This window comes from Leptothrix mechoopdaensis (SeqCode), from assembly GCF_053893855.1.
Genome location: NZ_CM132699.1, coordinates 173,733 through 190,937, shown reverse-complemented (window position 1 = coordinate 190,937; position 17,205 = coordinate 173,733). Strand labels below are relative to the sequence as shown.

Genomic DNA, 17,205 nt, shown 5'->3' with positions numbered 1-17,205 from the left:
CGCCCCTTGAGGCTCGATGACTGACAGGCCTGGCGGCCTGTCCACTCCGAACAGCGCGGCTTCGTCCGCGCTGTTCGTCTTTTGGGGCTGCGGCGGGCGGGCCTAGAGTCGGCGTCCAGTCCGCCATTTCCTGCCCGGCCATGCCCCACATCGATCACGAACTAGACCAGGCCCGAAGCTCGGGCCCCGTGCGGACGCTGACCATCCCGCCCTGCCCCGAGCTGCTGACGCGGCTGCAGGCGGTGATGGCCGAGGCCGATCCGGACTGGGACGCCGTGGCCGCGATCGCCTCGGCCGATGTCGCGATGGCCGCCTCGCTGGTGCGTGCCGCCAACAGCCCCGTCTACAGCCGCGGCCGCGGCGTCGACAACGTGCCACAGGCGATGTCGCTGCTGGGCCTGCGCCAGACCGCGATCCTGCTGACCCAGTTCCTGGCCGCCCGCGCGCTGCCGCTGAACCATCCGCTGCTGGAGACCTTCTGGCTCGGCTCCTCGCGCCGCGCGCTGGCAATGGGCTACATCGCCCGCCAGCTCTACGGCACCTCGCCCGACCTGGCCCACACGCTGGGCCTGTTCTGCGACGTCGGCATCCCCGTCATGCTGCAGGGCCTGCCGGGTTACGCCGGCACGCTGGTCGAGGCGCGCGCCCGCATCGACCGCACCCACACGCTGACCGAGCAGCTGGCGCACAAGACCGACCACACCATCGTCGGCGCGCTGGTGGCCCGCACCTGGGGCCTGCCCGATGACCTGAAGACCGCCATCCGCCTGCACCACGAGGTCGAGGCGCTGGGCGACCGCTCGATCGCCGAGCCGGTGCGCGTGCTGCTGGCCGCCACCGTCGTCGCCGAACACCTGGTGCACAGCCACGAGGGCCATCCGGACGCGCCGGAGTGGATCCAGCGCGGCGGCGACTGCCTCCATCACCTGCAGATCCACGAGAACGAGCTGACCCACTGGCAGGACGCCCTGCAGCCCGTGTTCGAGCACCTGCAGGCCGCCTGATCGCGGGACCGCGATGCCCGACGGGTGTCAGCATCGTTTCAGCGCGCTCGCGCAAGCTCGCATTTTTTCCGGCTTGATCACGGTCAAGCGCCCCGCCAAGCTGCGGTCTGCGGGGTGTCACGGATAGAATGTTGCACCGCAGCATGCAACCCTCGTGCTGTTCGCCGACACCCGATCGGCCCCATTGCCCCAAAAGGATGCGCGATGCTTTACCAGCTCTATGAAACCCAGCGTGCCCTGCTGAGCCCGTTCGCAGAATTCGCCAGTGCCTCGGCCAAGCTGTACAGCCACCCGATGTCGCCCTTCGCGAACGCGCCCGGCTCCCAGCGCATGGCCGCCGGCTTCGACCTGCTGCATCGCCTGACCAAGGAATACGAGAAGCCGGCCTTCGAGATCACCTCGGTCAAGGTCGATGGCGTCGACGTCGCCGTCCAGGAACAGACCGTCGAGGCGCGCCCGTTCTGCCGCCTGCTGCGCTTCAAGCGCTACACCGACAACAGCCAGGTGCTCGAACGCATGCGCGCCCAGCCGGCCGTGCTGGTCGTCGCGCCGCTGTCGGGCCACCACAGCACGCTGCTGCGCGACACCGTGCGCACGCTGCTGCAGGACCACAAGGTCTACATCACCGACTGGGTCGACGCCCGCATGGTGCCGCTCAGCGAGGGGGCCTTCCACCTCGACGACTACGTCGCCTACGTGCAGGACTTCATCCGCAAGATCGGCCCCGAGGTCAACGTGATCTCGGTCTGCCAGCCGACCGTGCCGGTGCTCGCCGCGATCTCGCTGATGGCCAGCAACGGCGAGGCCACGCCGCGCACGATGACGATGATGGGCGGCCCGATCGACGCCCGGAAGAGCCCCACCGCCGTCAACAACCTGGCGATGAACCGCAGCCACGACTGGTTCGAGAGCAACGTGATCTACCGCGTGCCTCAGAACTTCCCGGGCTCGGGCCGCCGCGTCTATCCCGGCTTCATGCAGCACACCGGCTTCGTGGCGATGAACCCCGATCGCCACGTGAACTCGCACTGGGACTACTTCCTCGACCTGATCCGCGGTGACGACGACAGCGCCGAGGCCCACCGCAAGTTCTACGACGAATACAACGCCGTGCTGGACATGCCGGCCGAGTACTACCTCGACACCATCAAGACCGTCTTCCAGGACTTCGCGCTGGTCTACGGCACCTGGAACGTGCGCGGCCAGCTGGTGCGCCCGCAGGACATCACGCAAACGGCGCTGCTGACGGTCGAAGGCGAGCTCGACGACATCTCCGGCGCCGGCCAGACCGAGGCCGCGCAAGGCCTGTGCAGCGGCATCCCCGCCGCCAACAAGCGCCACTACAGCGTCGAAGGCGCCGGCCACTACGGCATCTTCTCGGGCCGCCGCTGGCGCGAGAAGGCCTATCCGGAAATCCGTTCGTTCATCCTGCAGCACCAGCAGGAACCGAAGGCCGTGGCGAGCCAGAAGGCCCCGAAGGCGCTGAAGGGCTGACGCGCTGGCCCGGCCGGTCTTCACGCTCGCACAGGTCGACGCGGCACTGCCGCAGACCCAGTGCACCCGCTGCGGCGAGCCGGACTGCCACGGCTATGCCGAAGCCATCGTGGCCGGCCGCGCGCCGATCAACCGCTGCCCGCCCGGCGGTGCCGAAGGCGTGCGGCGTCTGGCCGAGATCACCGGCCAGCCCGAACAGCCGCTCGATCCGGCCTGCGGCCATGAAGGCCCGCGCACCATCGCCTGGATCGACGAGAGCTGGTGCATCGGCTGCACGCTGTGCATCAAGGCCTGCCCGGTCGACTGCATCGTCGGCAGCCACAAGCGCATGCACACCGTCGTCGAGGCCGACTGCACCGGCTGCGAGCTGTGCATCCCCGCCTGCCCGGTCGACTGCATCCAGCTCGAAGTCGTCACGCCCGGCCGCAGCGGCTGGTCGGCCTGGAGCGACGAGGCCGCCGGCACCGCCCGCCGCCTCTACCTCGAACGCCAGGCCCGCCGCGAACGGCTGCGCCAGCGTCACGCCCAGACGCTGCAGGCCAAGGCCGAGCACAAGCTCGCGCACCTCGAGACCCAGACCCGCGACGCCCACCGCGATGAACTCGCCCGCAAGCGCGCCGTCATCCAGGCCGCGCTCGCCCGGGCCCGGGCGCAGCGCAAGCCCGATCCGGGCTGATCAGACCTCGTCCAGCCACTCGAACACCAGCGACTGCGCGCGCGTGCCCGGCTCGGCCAGCTCGTCGACGACGGTGAAGTGGTTGACGCCGGCCAAGGTCTCGCAGACCGGCACCGCGCGGGCGCCCCAGGCGCTCGCCAGCGCCCGGTTCTGGGCCAGGAAGGCGTCGCTCTCGTCACCACCGACCAGCGCGGCCATGCGGCCCTTCGGCGCCGGCATCCGCACGGGGCTCCAGCGCGCCACGCCGTCGGCGTCGAGCTTCAGGTCGTCGCGCAGGAAACCCACACGCGCCACCGGTTCGAGGTCGTAGACCCCCGACAGCCCCACCGCCCGCCGCACCAGATCGGCCGGCAATGCCGGGTCGACCTTCTGCCAGTCGCACGCCAGCATCATGGCCGCCAGGTGCGCGCCGGCCGAATGACCGACCACGAGGATGCGGCGCCGATCCGCCCCGAACCGCGCCACCTCGCGCCAGGTCCAGGCCAGCGCACGCGTCATCTGCAGGGCGATCTCGCCGATCGTCACCGCCGGGCACAGGTCGTAGTTCGGCACCACCACCGTCGCCCCACCCTGCACGAAGGCCGGCGCCACGAAGCCGTGCTGCGACTTGTCCAGCGAGCGCCACCAGCCACCGTGGATGAAGAACAGCACCGGCGCGCCGTCCTCGTCCGACGGAAACACATCCAGCCGCTGCCCCGCCGTCGTCCCGTAGGCCAGGTCGACCTGCACCCCCGGCAAGCGCTCCCGCGCCCGCGCCGACGCCGCCGCCCATCGCTCGAAGATCTGCCCATGCTCGGGCACCCGCGCCCGGTTGTCGTACAGCGCGTCATGCGCCGCCTGCGTCTGCGCCTGCGTCGACATCTTCTCCAGCCCCGTCATCCCGTTCTCCGTCTCCACCACGACAGCCCGCTTTCTACACCGACACCACACCTGGCCCGTCAGACATTCCGACACCCGATAGCCCACTGCTATACTTTCGGTCGTTCGTGGGGGGGTAGCTCAGCTGGGAGAGCGCCGCGTTCGCAATGCGGAGGTCGGGAGTTCGATCCTCCTCCTCTCCACCACCAGACCATCCGAAGGTGTTCCAGGCAGTCCCGGAACAGCCCTGAGGTAGCGAAAAAGCCCTAGAGAATCAACGCTCTAGGGCTTTTTTCTTGCCCGGAGCAGACCCAGGGCGTGCCACCGGGTCCGAGTTCACATTGCAGGAACTCGCGCAGTAACCTCAGAATTCCGCAGGAACTGGCTGCGGAGTTACTGCATGGCGCACCACCTCATCGCCTCGAACACCACGATCAAGTCGATCAAGCCGGGTGACTCGCGCCGTCGCCTGAGCGACGGCGCGGGCCTCTACCTGCTGCTGTTCGTGAAAGGCGGATCGCACGGCTGGCGCCTTGACTACAGCATCCGAGGGCGGCGCAAGACGCTCAGCCTGGGCACATATCCGAGCACGGGCCTCAGCCTAGCTCGCCAGAAGGCCGAGGAGGCACGAACGCTTGTCAGTGCAGGCGTGGATCCGAGCGAGGTGCGCAAGGAAGCCAGGGACGCCGCCACCGTCGAGCGAGACACCGAAAAGCGGATCGCGGCCGGTCTCCCGCTGGCCGGCAGCTTCGAGGAGGTTGCTCGCGAGTGGCACGCCAAGTTCGCCCCGACCTGGGCCGAGTCGCACGCCTCCAAGATCATCCGTCGGCTGGAGATGGACGTCTTTCCCTGGATCGGCGCCAAGCCGGTCGGCAGCATCAAGCCGATGGATCTGCTGGCCCTGCTCAAGCGCGTCGAGGAACGAGGTGCCATCGAGACCACGCACCGCGTGCAGCAGAACTGCGGCCAGGTTTTCCGCTACGCCGTGGCGACAGGTCGCGCTGAAAGCGATCCGAGCCGCGACTTGCGCGGCGCCCTGACGCCCTGGAAGCCCGAGCACTACGCCACCCTGGTCGACGCACGCGACATCGGCCAGCTGCTGCGCGATATCGACGGCTACGACGGCGGACTCCTCACCCGATGTGCGCTGAAGCTGTCGCCGCTGCTGTTCGTGCGACCTGGCGAGCTGCGTCGCGCAGAGTGGAGCGAGATCAATCTGGACACCGCTGAATGGCGCATCCCGGCCGCGAAGATGAAGGGCCGCGTGATGCACATCGTCCCGCTGGCTCGTCAGGCGATCGAGATCCTGAAGGAACTGCAGCCCCTCACTGGCAAAGGCCGCTGGGTCTTTCCCGGCGTGCGGACGAACGGTGAGCCGATGAGCGAGAACACCGTGAATGCGGCGCTGCGGCGTCTCGGCTACGAGAAGGCCGACATCACGGCGCACGGCTTCAGGGGCATGGCCTCGACGCTGCTACACGAGGCCGGCTGGCCCTCCGACGTGATCGAGCGGCAGTTGTCGCACGCCGAGCGAAATGCAGTGAAGGCGGCCTACAACCATGCAGAACACTTGCCTGCGCGGCGGACCATGATGCAGGCTTGGGCGGATCAGTTGGACAAGCTACGAGGCTTGGGAGCTGTGGTCCCGATGCGGTCTCGCGCGTCATGACGGGAAGTCGCTGAGTCGAAGTCAACCCTCAACAGGTCGAGGGTGGACAAGGCCAGTGTCCACGCACCCTCAAGTCGGCCGACGGAGCCCGATCGTCTGCCCGGAAGTCGCTTTCCGCTGCAAAGCGGAAGCACCAAGCAATGACCTTGATGGCTGCACCCGCTGGCACACAGTTCTCGCCGTCTCAAGCCAATCGCCTCGTGCCAAACGTCGGCGATTGAGTCGCGCCCCCCACCGGGTCAAGGGCGGGCATCGCCCGGCGTCAGCGCACCCTTGACGCGGCGGGCGGCGCCCACACGCTGACGGGATCGGGCAGGCTGTTCAAAGCAGCCTGCCCCCGAGCCCGTCCGGCGGCGAGGACATCAGGCTCGGCTTCTTCCGTCGAACGAACGCGCTCGCCGCAGTAGGCCTCAACGCTCCCAATCCGGCCCGCTCGACGCCCGACCCGCCTCCTGCGTCGGCACGCGATCCAAGTCCTTCGGCTGCCCTTGCAACGCCTGCCGCGCCACCTGCTCCGGCGACTTGTACCGAACGCCCGGCAGGTGCCGCGCGTAGTCGACAACCAGCCGTGAGAGTTCGCGGTCCGCAGCGTCATTCGAAGAAGCCAGCGCGTTGGCGATCTCGCACCAGGCCTTGGCCACCTGCCGCCGACTGGGCGTGAGCTTCTCCTCCCCGCCGCTGGCTTGGCTGTCGCCGCTCGCCCCGCGCTCCCGCGCCTTGATCTGCCACAGCCGCTCGTTGTGATGCCGGCTGCCGCGCGTGGTCCGCGACGAGGCCTCGGCCTCGATGCCCCAGCCGCGCAGCTTCTCCGCGAAGACCTCACGCCAGCGGCGCAGGTCCTCCTTGCGCGGGTTCAGGCGCTGGCCGTCTCGCCCCTCGGCCCGCACGCTCAGGTGCACGTGCGGGTTGGCTTGATGCATGTGCAGCACCATCACGTAGCGATGCCCGGCCAGTTCGTCGGCCGCGAACTCGCGCACCGCCTGCTTCAGGTACTCGGTGTTGGTGCCCGTGGGCATGGACAGCATGATGTTGAAGGCCTCGCGACGTTCGCTGCGGTCGGGGATGCGCGTGCCGCCCAGGCGCCATTGGGTCACCACGTCCTGCAGGGCCTCCCTGCCTTCGCGCTCGACACCCCGGTCGTCCTCGATCGTCAACTGTCCGCCCTTGCTGATGTAGCGCAGGTGGGCGGCGATGGCGCCCATGCCGCGGCCGCCGCCGGTGACCTTGACCATGACCTGCGGCGCGCGCCGCTTGACGGTGGCCGCCACGCGCTGGCGCACCCAGGTGGCGCGGTCGTGCAGCCCGGCCGTTCGGACCCCACCGGGCGCGGCCGACGTGCGGCGGTTGCCCGCGTAGAAGAGCCGATCGCCCCACAGGACGAGCACGCCATCGACGCTATTCGGTGCGGCCATGGTGGTTTCCTTCAGAGTCCCGACAAGAGCTTGGTGACACGTTCCAGATGGCTCTGCACCTCCGTGTCCATCTTGCGCAGCCGTTGGGCGAAGGGCTCGGCCTCCGCGCGCTGGGCCCGACGCACCAGCCGCACGAAGGAGTTGAGGTCGGCCGACAAGGCCGCGAGCGCATCGTTCGAGGCCAGCAGGGCCGCCCGGTCGGCAGTCCGGTCCTTGACGGGCTGCGGCAGGGGTCGGTCGCGCACGAGGCGCGCCACCAGGTCGCCGTAGGACAGACCCAATCGACCGGACAGCCACATCAAGTGCGCCGCATCGCTCGCGGGCAGCCGCAGGGTCAGCTTGTAGGTGCGGTCACGATGGCCGCTCGACGCTGGGTTCGGCGGCGCATCACCACGGCCCTCGGCCTCGATGACCGCCACCAGCGCCTCCCGCGCCAGGGTGGCGATGGTGACGCGGCGGACGGCCGCCACGGACCGCACGGCGTCCCCGATGCCGCGCAGGTCGACGGTGACACGGTCACGCGAGGCGCTGGCCATGGCCGCCCCAGGCGTCGGCCCGGCCGCGTGGCATCCAAATGCTGGCGGGACGCCTATCCTGCCCTAGCCTTCCAAGCATCCTCTTCATCGCTCATCCTCCGCGTGGATTGGAGGCCGATCCAGGGGTCTGACGGTCAGACCCTTTGGGCAGCAGATCGGATAGAGCCGACAGGCGGCGCTTCAGGTCAGCGATCTCGTTGGCATCGACCGACGGCTTCACACGAGGCAGCCATCGCTCCAGACGTTCACATGCAGCATGGGCCTGCTGAAGCACTCGCGAACTTGATGCATGAGTCGTCAAACCGTTTGACTTCGGTTCGACACGCAAGGCGGCCACTGCCTCACGCGTCATGGGCTCGGCGGCATCGACGAGGGACTGGACCTGTTCAGGTCGCTGCACGTGCAGCTTGCTGAGTTCATGCAGTGTTCGCGGCGAGGTGCATCTGCCGGACTTGAGCGCGGCCTCAAGCACCGGCGGCAGGTCCAGCAGCGACAGGTGGTGGGCCACCGTGGTGAGATTCATGCCCAGGCGCCGTGAGACCTCGGCGTGCGAGTCGCCAGCGTCGATCTGCTGGCGGATGAAGCGGGCCAAGTCGAGGGGCGAGAGATCCGAGCGCTTGAGGTTCTCGGCGACCTGGGCGTAGCGGTCGGCTGCGGCGAGGCGCACGACCACGGGGAGTTCGGTCAAGCCGGCGCGCCGGGCAGCGCGCAAGCGACGGGCCCCGAAGTGCAGTCGGTGGCGGCCATGGGCATCGGCCGGGTGGACGACCAGGGGCACCAGTAGGCCGCGCAATCGGATATCGGCGGTCAGGGCGTCGAGGTCGGCTTCGGCGAAGTTGATGCGCGGGCTGGTGGGGTCTTCGTCGATCAGGGTGATCGGGATGAGACAAGGTGGCGCAGGCTGCCTGTGTCGAGGCGAGTTGCGCGGCGACGGTTCGATGGCATTGAAACCGCCAAGCGAGAGCTCATCGCCCAGCAGATCGAGTTGGGCCGATGCTGAAGTTGCATGTCTCGAGGGCATGACAAGATCGTGCCCAGGAGCCGCGCAGATCGAAAGAGCTCCTACTTGCTGCCTGCGCGTGCGGCATTGTTCGTTGACGTTCCTTGACACCTCATGACGTCCCAAGGTGCGCGCATCTCGGTAACAACTGGATTCACTCTGACTGCCCCCTCATCTTGAGTCGGCAATCCGAAGCGCTTTGCTCACCATCGGCCACATCGATGATTGGGCGACTTGATGGCGGCAAGAGCGGAATTGCGCCACGACTTGTCATCGGTACCGACCCGCCAGATTTCTTACCTGACAGGAACCTTCGTAACATGGGTCATGGCTCAACAATCGTGGCTCATCTCTTGGATCGGCAAGACCGATCACGATGCATCTGACGAACGCTCCAACGGAACAGAGCTAGGACCGATCGCCTCGGCGCTGCTTGGTGCCAAGCGGTACGACCGAATATACCTGCTGACGAACTATGAGTATTCTGTCAGCAAGCGTTATTGCGAATGGCTTGAAAGACGAACGAACTATCCATCAGATGTAGTCGACCTATATCAGGTCGACCTCAGGAGTCCGATTGACTATGCATCAATCTATGAAGAGGTAACAAAAAACCTGAAGGATGCTCGCCTACCCAGGAAGGATGTGGAGATCACATTCCATCTCAGCCCCGGAACATCGGCCATGACGGCGATATGGATCATCCTGGCGAAGACTCGATTCCCAGCCAAGCTCATTCAAACATCCCGCGAGCATGGCCTACAGGCAGTGGATTTCTTCTTTGATCTTGCGAGTGACTTTCTGCCAGAGTTCCTGAGGCGAGGGGACGAGCGGATCAGTAGGCTCGTTGATGGCGCAAAGCCGCCGACACCAGGGTTTGAGAAAATAATCCACACGAGCAACGCAATGACAGGGCAGATTGATGCTGCACGTCGAGTGGCCGTGTACGACGTCCCTGTGCTCATTCTCGGAGAAACCGGCACTGGCAAGGAGTTGTTCGCCGAAGCAATCCATAACGCCAGTTCTCGAGTCGGCAAGCCCTACATTGCGGTGAATTGTGGCGCGATCACATCGGAACTTGCGGGATCCGAGTTGTTTGGCCACAGGAAGGGGGCTTTCACAGGAGCCTCGACGGATCGAAAAGGTCACTTCCTGGAGGCTCATGGTGGCACCCTCTTTCTCGATGAGGTTGGCGATCTTCCCCAAGACTCACAGGTGCGCCTTCTCCGAGCGCTCCAGGCGAGAGAAGTCACCCCCTTGGGAGCATCGACGCCCGTGAAGATTGACGTCAGAGTCATTGCCGCGACCCACAAGGACTTGGCAATGGAAGTCAAGGCAGGGCGGTTTCGAGAGGACCTGTTCCATCGATTGGCAGTAGGAATTCTTCGTCTGCCGCCGCTGCGTGAACGTCTCGGCGATGTCGAACTTCTGATTGATCGTTTCATGGAGCAGATCAATGCCGACTCTCGCGGTCAGCCCGAGTACATTGAGAAAATTCTTTCCTTACCTGCAAAAAAGCTTCTTTTCGCCTATCCTTGGCCTGGGAACGTCCGAGAGCTCTACCACTCGTTGCTACGGGCTGCCATATGGTCAAGGGGGGCAGAAGTGACTGCTGAAGATGTCCAGGGAGCGCTTCTTCATGTAGAAACACGGCCCGACGACATCTTGCACAGGAGCCTCAGCCAAGGCTTTGATTTGCAAGGAGTTTTGGACGAGGTGTCACGCGACTACATTGCACGTGCGCTGCATCAATCGGGCCGACGAAAGACGGCCGCCGCGCGATTGCTTGGCTTCTCCAACCATCAGACCCTGGCGAATTGGATGAAGCGACTCGGTGTTGACGAGGCTGATCAAGAGGACTGAAGGAGGCTGGCACGGCGCTCGCTGTAGAAGAGGCATGAATGAACCGCCCCGCATATCGCGGAGGCCCCTTCGTTTAAGTCAGACGGTCGCGGCCTGACCAGCGCGTTGTCGATGGTAGAGGTCCTCGAACTCTGCCGGAGGCAGGTATCCCAGGGGCTCCATCAGGCGGTGGTGGTTGAACCAGGACACCCATTCCAGCGTGGCCATCTCGACGGCCTGCTTGGTCTTCCAGGGAGCGCGCCGGTGGATCACCTCGGCCTTGTACAAGCCGTTGATGGTCTCGGCCAGGGCGTTGTCGTAACTGTCGCCCGTGGATCCCACCGAGGGCTCGATGCCGGCCTCGGCCAGACGCTCGGTGTAGCGAATCGACAGGTATTGCGACCCCCTGTCGGAATGGCAAATGAGGTTGTCCTCATCGGTCGGGCGACGCGCATACAGCGCCTGCTCCAGCGCGTCGAGCACGAACTCGGTGTGCATCGAACTGCTCTGGCGCCAGCCGACGATGCGCCGGCTGAAGACGTCCACGACGAAGGCGACGTAGACCCAGCCCTGCCAGGTCGAGACGTAGGTGAAGTCCGAGACCCAGAGTTGGTTCGGCCTGCTGGCCTTGAACTGCCGGTTCACCTTGTCCAGCGGACATGGCGCCCTCTGATCGGCCACCGTCGTGCGCACGGCCTTGCCTCGACGCACGCCGCGCCAGCCGTGCCGGCGCATCAGCCGCTCGACCGTGCAGCGCGCCACGGCCGTGCCTTCCCGACGAAGTTGACGCCAGACCTTGTCGGCGCCGTAGACCTTCAGGTTGGCGTTCCAGACCGCTTCGATCTTGGGTGCCAGTTCCTTGTCGCGCTGCGCCCGGGCGCTGCACAGCGACGGTTGCCGGCGCCGCGCGGCATGGCGCCGATATGCCGACGGAGCAATCTGCAGCACCGCGCAGATCGGCTCGACCCCGTGGGCCTCGCGGTGTTCGTCCACCAGCGCGTACATCACTTCAGCCGGCGGTCGAGCTCCGCCTGGGCGAAAAACGCACTGGCCAGCTTCAGGATCTCATTGGCCTTGCGCAGTTCGCGGTTCTCGCGTTCAAGCTCACGGATGCGCTGCGCCTCCGTCGTGGTCATCCCTTCACGCACGCCGCTATCGCGCTCGTGCTGCTTGACCCAGTTGTCCAACGTCTGCGCCGTGCAGCCGATCTTGCCGGCGATCGACTCGATGCAGGCCCACTGCGACGCGTGTTCGCTGCTGTGCTCGAACACCATGCGCACCGCACGCTCGCGCACCTCGGGGAAAACTTCGACTTCCTCATGATGGCTCCATGTTCTCAAATCATGGAGCCTCCGCGGAAGGCGGGGCGGTTCAGTGGCCAGATCATGCACATTCGTACTTGCATGCAAAAGCCATCTACTTCGAGTCAGCCCAGGGGGATGTGTTTATCTCTGGCAGCGCTAATCCCAGCGGACCAGCTTGGCTCAGTACCGCCGCATACAGGAACGTTGAGGCAGTCGCTGTTCGTGCGGGTTCGGCCGCCAGTGAAGTCGCTGGGGCGATGGGCCTCAAAAAGGCCTTTGATCTTCCGCGCATGCTCCTGGTTGACTTGGAGTTGGTCGCCCAGCGATGCCATAGAGAGTTGGATCAGCGGGCTGATGCTGAAACTTCAGAGTCCGTGCGCGGTGCTATCGCCGACGCCGACGCGGAGTTGATATCCCTCGACTACTCAAGCCCAGAGCACTTGACATTGATGCACTGTGAAGGGGCAAGCGCAGACGAACGATGGGGTGGATCAATGACGGTCACTGGGCCGTCCCGTGTAGTGATACGGCCCGAGGGACATATTGGGCGCATTCGGTCCTTGGTGCTGCGGATTGGCAACGATCAGACACTTCGCGCTATCGTTCATCACCCAGCCAATTTGAGTGGCTTGGCACACACCAAGCGCCAGGCCATCCTGCGCGAGGCGCTCGGCACCCTGGGCTCTGGCGAGGGGGATGTTGCCCGCTTGATTGCTTCGGTCGAGAAGGTCATCTTTTCTGAAGACATTCATACCGAATTGACGACGCTATCTCGCAGCGGGAGACGCCCGATTGAAAGTGCGTCAATGCCTGCACGTCCTGCGAGTCTCGCTGTGCACGTCGCGGACATGCCAAAGCAGAAGAAAAAGCTGCGCTTGTTGAAGTCGGGAGACTTGGCCTACTTGTTGGATGTACTCATCAGGCGACTTGGTATTGAACTCGAACGCCCGCCAGGTACGACTGATCCACGAAGTAGAACCGAGGAAGAGGCCGTTGGCCAGGATGACGACGATCTGCCTGACGCTCCGAAGCAAGAGGCCGCAGGACTGAGCGATTCAGTGATTGCAGGAATTGTCAGTGGTAAGGCCAGAACCCTGATTCGTCGCATGAAAAGGCAGCTCGAGGCAGCCCGCCGGGAGCGGCTGCGGGCTCAGGGCGTCATCGTGCAGTTGGTTGCGGTGCTAGGCCTAGTCCGAGAATTGAGGCGTCTTCGGCATCACCCTCGGTGGCGCATCACGCCAAGCCTGGTTGAAGAGGCAGATCGGCGCGATCTTCTCGACGCGGCCATGTCGGCGCTGTTCGGCCGTGATTCTGGCCTGCTGTATGCGGTGACCGATCAGGCGGACGAGCCCATCGAAGAAGTCAGCTTTCTTCGATCGCTTCTGCTTTGGCTGGCCTGGGACTTGGGCGAGGAGCTGACAGATCGCATAGGGCCTCTTGTCGATGAGGTGGATGCCATGCGTGCTGTGCGAGCAAATGCCGTGCTCTACGAGCTGCTGCCACCAGCTGCGTGCGATTCAGAGGAGGCCGCAGAGCTGGCGCGAAGCATCCGCATGACGGTAGTTCCAACCGGTACGGAAGGCGCTAGAGCGACGAACTGGTTGCGGCACCATATGGCTATCGGGTTTGCCTTGAACGGCATGGGTCCTGAGGCGCTGAAGATACGGTCAGGTCTTTCCCGCGGAGTGCTCGTCATGGTGCCGAAATCTGCGCCTGCCCGCCTAAGGGTGGTGAGTTCCATAGCTGGCCCGTTGGTCACGTTGTGGGACTTTGATGGACCCCGAACGTATCTGTCGCAATAGCCGATCGGAGCGAGTCCTCGGAGGCTGTGGCGGTTGGGGTACCAACGGTAGAGGGGTGGTCGAGCGACCCGCATCTCATCAATGGGGGCGACTGTATGTGCATTGGCTCGGCCAGCCATGCGATGCGGCAAAGCCTAGTAAAAAAATTACAAACATAAATAAAAGAATTTCCATCTTTTGGATTGAACATGAGTCTAAGTCATTGATTTTTAAGGCGTTCTAGTAGTCGTTCATGTTGGTACGGTGCTCGCAAGGTATTGAGCGTCAGCAACCTCGGGAGACCTTCATGAACCGGTTCCACGACGCAGACCCGCAGCTAGATCGCAAGCCGGTGTTGAGCCACCACGCGGAAGTCAGGATGCAGCAGCGCGGAATTCGTCGGAACGACATCGAACTGGCCGTTCAGTACGGACGGCGCATCCACTCCAAGGGCCTCACGTACTACGTCGTGGGGCGAAAGGAGGTGGAACGACACGCTCAACACGGGCTGGACATCTCTTCTCTGTCCGGCTTGCAGGTTCTGGTTCGAGAGGAGGAAGGGCTGGTGGTGACCACCTATCGCAACACCGATTTCCGTGCAATTCGCACCACCGCCCGCAGCAAGCGTCGCATGAAGATCCAGTCTCGGCATTGAGACACCTACAAACGCAACACTAGGGATTCACAACCATGGCACTCGCCAAGTTCCGCGAAGACATCGTTTCTCGCTTTCATCAGGCCACAGTGATTCGTGCCAAAGAGCACGACGCTCTCCTTTCACCCGAACCCGAGTCCAAGGGCGCGCCCACCAAGTTGAAGGGCTTTGCGGCTCCGGAACCTCGGCCGCTGCCGGTGATCGTGTTGGCCGACACCAGCGGCAGCATGTCGGTCAACGGCAAGATCGACGCATTGAACGAGGCGCTCAAGACGATGATCCTGAGCTTCGGCCAAGAGAGTCGCTTGCGCGCCGAGATCCAGGTGGGCCTCATCACGTTCGGCGGCGATGTTGCACAAGCGCATGTGCCATTGGTGGGTGCACACCGCATTGATGGCGTACAAGCACTGGTTGCCAGCGGTAGCACCCCGATGGGATCGGCTTTTGCGATGGCTCGCCAGTGGCTGGAAGACAAGGATCTGGTGCCGTCGCGGGCCTACAGGCCGGTCTTGGTGTTGGTCTCTGATGGTGCACCGACGGACGACTGGCAAGGACCGTTGAATGCTTTGAAGGCCAGCGAGCGTGGCCAGAAGGCCACTCGCTTCGCCATGGCGATCGGCGCCGACGCTGATCGATCGATGCTGGGCCAGTTCAACAATGATCTGGAGGCACCAGTATTCGGGGCCGACGGTGCGCGAGACATCGTCAAGTTCTTCCGGGCAGTCACGATGAGCGTGGTGGCACGTTCCACCAGCGGTTCGCCCAACACAGCCCAGCCCCTGAACATGGTCGACGACCTTGAGGACGACCTCGATCTGGACGCACTCTGAATGCTGAGCGCCGTCGGTACCTCGGTGGTCGGACCAACCCACGCCGAAGCAGGCGAGCCATGCCAAGACGCCAGTGCAGTTCGTGGCTGGCGAGGTGGGTGGATAGTCTGTGTCGCAGACGGTCTGGGCAGTCGGCCCCAGAGCGGCCGGGGGGCACGGTGTGCCGCGCAGGTGGCCATGCAGGTGTTGAGACGTGAACTGGACCACCGGCGCGCTGCGCGGGAGTTGGCGACGCAGATCTACCGCGCATGGCTGCGAGCGGTAGGTCCAGATCGCGCGGATGGCGCCGCCACCACGCTGCTCATCGCGGCATGCAACGCCAAGGGCCAAGTGCGAACCTGGCAGCTGGGCGATGGCATGGTCTTGATCCGATCCCAGGGAGAGGTGCGTGCGTTGACACCTCCGAGGAGCGGCTTCGGCAATGAGACACGCGCCTTGGGCATTGATAGAGCTTGGAGTGCGTGGTCAACGCATGAATTTGAACTCTCGCGTGTTGGCGACATGGTGGTGCTGATGACAGACGGTGTGGCCGACGACATAGACGCAAGGTCATTGCCGACCTTTCCGCAGGCGCTGCATCGCCGCGTCTCAGGCCTGAGTCGCAGACGGGCGCGGCGATGGCTGACGCACGAATTGACCCATTGGGGGACGCCGGGGCATTCAGATGACAAGAGCCTCGCATTGATATTCAAGAAGGGGAGTTGACATGCCAAACGCAGAACGTGAACCGACACAAGCTCGGGGGGCGGCGCGCGAACAGAAAGTCTGGGATGACCAGGGCGGCGAGTACACGCTGGGGGCTAGCCTCTCTAAGGGAGGTCAGGGGACCGTCGTTCACATCAAGGGCAACGCTCGCCAGATCGTGAAACTGGCGAATGCCAAGGCCGACGCTCCTGCAACGGTGGCGTGGGCAAAGCAACTGAGTCGAATCCGTTACCTGCCGATTCAGGACATGGGCCTTCCCGTGGTGATGCCGGTGGCTTACATCAACAAGCCCAGGCCCGGATATGTCATGGAACTGATGGAGGGCTTGGTTCCACTCGAGTCGCTCATGACCGAGTTCGATCAGGCCATGAGAGAAGGGCGTGAGCTGGAGGGTTTCGTGCAGTCGGGTGGCCTGGGGCGACGCCTGGCCCTGCTGGCGCGACTGGCCCGAGTGCTCGCGTCACTGCATGGGCTGGGTATCGCGCATGGAGATCTGTCGCCCAGGAACGTCTTTGTCTCAAGCACCCACGCCCATGCGCAGGTCTGGCTCATCGACGTGGACAACCTGAGCTACGCAGTGCGCGACAGCAGCCTGCAGATCTTTACGCCGGACTACGGTGCTCCCGAACTGATGCGTGGCGACTTGGGCGTCAGCACCTACACGGACATCTGGAGTTTTGCGGTCATTGCCTTCCAGCTCCTGACGCACTTGCATCCCATCAAGAGCGGCTTGCTGATTGACGGCGATGCTGAGTTGGAGGCTGACGCCTTGAAGGGTGCTTGCCCTTGGATCGATCATCCGGACGACGACCGAAACCGAGCGGAGTCTGGATTGGACCGAGCCCTGGTGTGTACGCCTGAATTGCAGCGCTTGTTTGACCAGTGCTTTCGACAAGGACTCAACGAGCCGGCCGAACGCCCGGTGATGGCCGAGTGGGCGGAGGCCTTCGAGGCTGCGGCGGCCATTCAGGTCCGTTGCGACCATCACGAGCATTGCTGCGGCGGTACGTTCTACTGGAACTCAGCGCGACGGTGTCCGTTCTGTGAACAGGTGGCGCCAGAGGGTCATCAGATTTTGCTGCGTCACTTTGTCGTGGCCTCCAAGGAAGATTTACCCGACAACGCCAAGCCGGCAGACCGGTTGATCGGATCAGGCTGGAAGCAAGTGCTCAATGTCGGGCGTGGCGAGCTGCGCCTTGCGCCGCCAGGGAGTGCCGAACACGCCCGGGCAGAACCGTTTCTCGGGTTCAGCTTGGCGGGTCAGCAGCTGTCATTGATCCCCGATGGCAGCTTGCCTCTGGCGCTGCAATGGCGCGGTGCCCGCGCTGCTCAGCCTTTGCGTGCGCGCCATGACCTGCCGCGCAACGGCCAGACCTATCTCCTCCATGTGGGAGACCGACGCGCCACACATGACGCATGGGGCTTCGAGTGGTGATGCG

At 64.4% G+C, this 17,205-nt stretch carries 15 protein-coding genes, 1 tRNA gene and 1 other annotated feature; of the genes, 11 read left to right on the top strand and 5 right to left on the bottom strand.

Translation table 11 applies throughout. The features are described 5' to 3' along the window. Window positions 1–140 precede the first annotated feature (140 nt). The 3 genes from ACWA7K_RS00905 (at window position 141) to ACWA7K_RS00895 (ending at window position 3,174) form a co-directional block, all read left to right on the top strand. Window positions 141–1,004: an HDOD domain-containing protein gene (locus ACWA7K_RS00905; protein ID WP_456164735.1), complete on the top strand. Its 864-nt coding sequence runs from the start codon at window positions 141–143 to the stop codon at window positions 1,002–1,004. Between the two features lie 204 nt (window positions 1,005–1,208). Further along, a complete protein-coding gene (locus tag ACWA7K_RS00900) occupies window positions 1,209–2,498 on the top strand; it encodes a polyhydroxyalkanoate depolymerase (RefSeq protein WP_456164733.1) in 1,290 nt (429 codons plus the stop codon). Between the two features lie 4 nt (window positions 2,499–2,502). Further along, complete coding sequence (locus ACWA7K_RS00895; protein WP_456168638.1) at window positions 2,503–3,174, top strand: RnfABCDGE type electron transport complex subunit B; 672 nt, start codon at window positions 2,503–2,505, stop codon at window positions 3,172–3,174. Here ACWA7K_RS00895 and ACWA7K_RS00890 read toward each other — a convergent pair whose 3' ends face one another. Next, complete coding sequence (locus ACWA7K_RS00890) at window positions 3,175–4,053, bottom strand: alpha/beta hydrolase (RefSeq protein ID WP_456164731.1); 879 nt, start codon at window positions 4,051–4,053, stop codon at window positions 3,175–3,177. 109 nt (window positions 4,054–4,162) lie between these two features. On the opposite strand from ACWA7K_RS00890, the gene ACWA7K_RS00885 reads away from it, so the two are divergent. Beyond that, window positions 4,163–4,238, top strand: a tRNA-Ala gene (locus ACWA7K_RS00885). A 194-nt stretch (window positions 4,239–4,432) separates the two neighbouring features. Then, complete coding sequence (locus ACWA7K_RS00880) at window positions 4,433–5,701, top strand: tyrosine-type recombinase/integrase (RefSeq protein ID WP_456164729.1); 1,269 nt, start codon at window positions 4,433–4,435, stop codon at window positions 5,699–5,701. Window positions 5,702–6,111: 410 nt separating this feature from the next. On the opposite strand, the gene ACWA7K_RS00875 is transcribed toward ACWA7K_RS00880, so the two are convergent. From ACWA7K_RS00875 to ACWA7K_RS00865, 3 genes are all read right to left on the bottom strand, one after another. Further along, window positions 6,112–7,113, bottom strand: a complete 1,002-nt coding sequence (locus ACWA7K_RS00875) for a relaxase/mobilization nuclease domain-containing protein (RefSeq protein WP_456164727.1) — start codon at window positions 7,111–7,113, stop codon at window positions 6,112–6,114. An 11-nt stretch (window positions 7,114–7,124) separates the two neighbouring features. After that, window positions 7,125–7,649, bottom strand: a complete 525-nt coding sequence (locus ACWA7K_RS00870; RefSeq protein ID WP_456164725.1) for a hypothetical protein — start codon at window positions 7,647–7,649, stop codon at window positions 7,125–7,127. 91 nt (window positions 7,650–7,740) lie between these two features. Beyond that, the gene (locus tag ACWA7K_RS00865) at window positions 7,741–8,670 is read right to left on the bottom strand and encodes a ParB/RepB/Spo0J family partition protein (protein ID WP_456164723.1); all 930 of its coding nucleotides are present in this window, start codon (window positions 8,668–8,670) and stop codon (window positions 7,741–7,743) included. Window positions 8,671–8,874: 204 nt separating this feature from the next. Between ACWA7K_RS00865 and ACWA7K_RS00860 the strand changes: the two genes are divergently transcribed. Continuing rightward, on the top strand, window positions 8,875–10,512 hold the full coding sequence (locus ACWA7K_RS00860) for a sigma-54 interaction domain-containing protein (RefSeq protein ID WP_456164721.1): 1,638 nt from the start codon (window positions 8,875–8,877) through the stop codon (window positions 10,510–10,512). A gap of 78 nt (window positions 10,513–10,590) precedes the next feature. On the opposite strand, the gene ACWA7K_RS00855 is transcribed toward ACWA7K_RS00860, so the two are convergent. After that, a protein-coding gene (locus ACWA7K_RS00855; RefSeq protein WP_456210291.1) for an IS3 family transposase occupies window positions 10,591–11,765 on the bottom strand; the annotation gives its coding sequence in 2 pieces (ribosomal slippage) (window positions 10,591–11,528 and window positions 11,528–11,765; 1,176 coding nt in all). Further along, window positions 11,422–11,538, bottom strand: a sequence feature (AL1L pseudoknot). (Overlaps the previous gene by 117 nt.) 590 nt (window positions 11,766–12,355) lie before the next feature. Here ACWA7K_RS00855 and ACWA7K_RS00850 point away from each other — a divergent pair. From ACWA7K_RS00850 to ACWA7K_RS00830, 5 genes are all read left to right on the top strand, one after another. Further along, entirely contained in the window at window positions 12,356–13,597 is a 1,242-nt protein-coding gene (locus ACWA7K_RS00850; RefSeq protein ID WP_456210289.1) for a hypothetical protein, read from the top strand. A 286-nt stretch (window positions 13,598–13,883) separates the two neighbouring features. Continuing rightward, window positions 13,884–14,231 (top strand): DUF4258 domain-containing protein, encoded by a 348-nt coding sequence (locus ACWA7K_RS00845; RefSeq protein ID WP_456164715.1) that lies wholly within the window; start codon window positions 13,884–13,886, stop codon window positions 14,229–14,231. Between the two features lie 35 nt (window positions 14,232–14,266). After that, entirely contained in the window at window positions 14,267–15,061 is a 795-nt protein-coding gene (locus tag ACWA7K_RS00840; protein WP_456164713.1) for a vWA domain-containing protein, read from the top strand. Beyond that, window positions 15,062–15,766: a PP2C family serine/threonine-protein phosphatase gene (locus ACWA7K_RS00835; protein WP_456164711.1), complete on the top strand. Its 705-nt coding sequence runs from the start codon at window positions 15,062–15,064 to the stop codon at window positions 15,764–15,766. A gap of 1 nt (window position 15,767) precedes the next feature. Beyond that, on the top strand, window positions 15,768–17,201 hold the full coding sequence (locus ACWA7K_RS00830; protein WP_456164709.1) for a protein kinase domain-containing protein: 1,434 nt from the start codon (window positions 15,768–15,770) through the stop codon (window positions 17,199–17,201). Window positions 17,202–17,205: the final 4 nt, after the last annotated feature.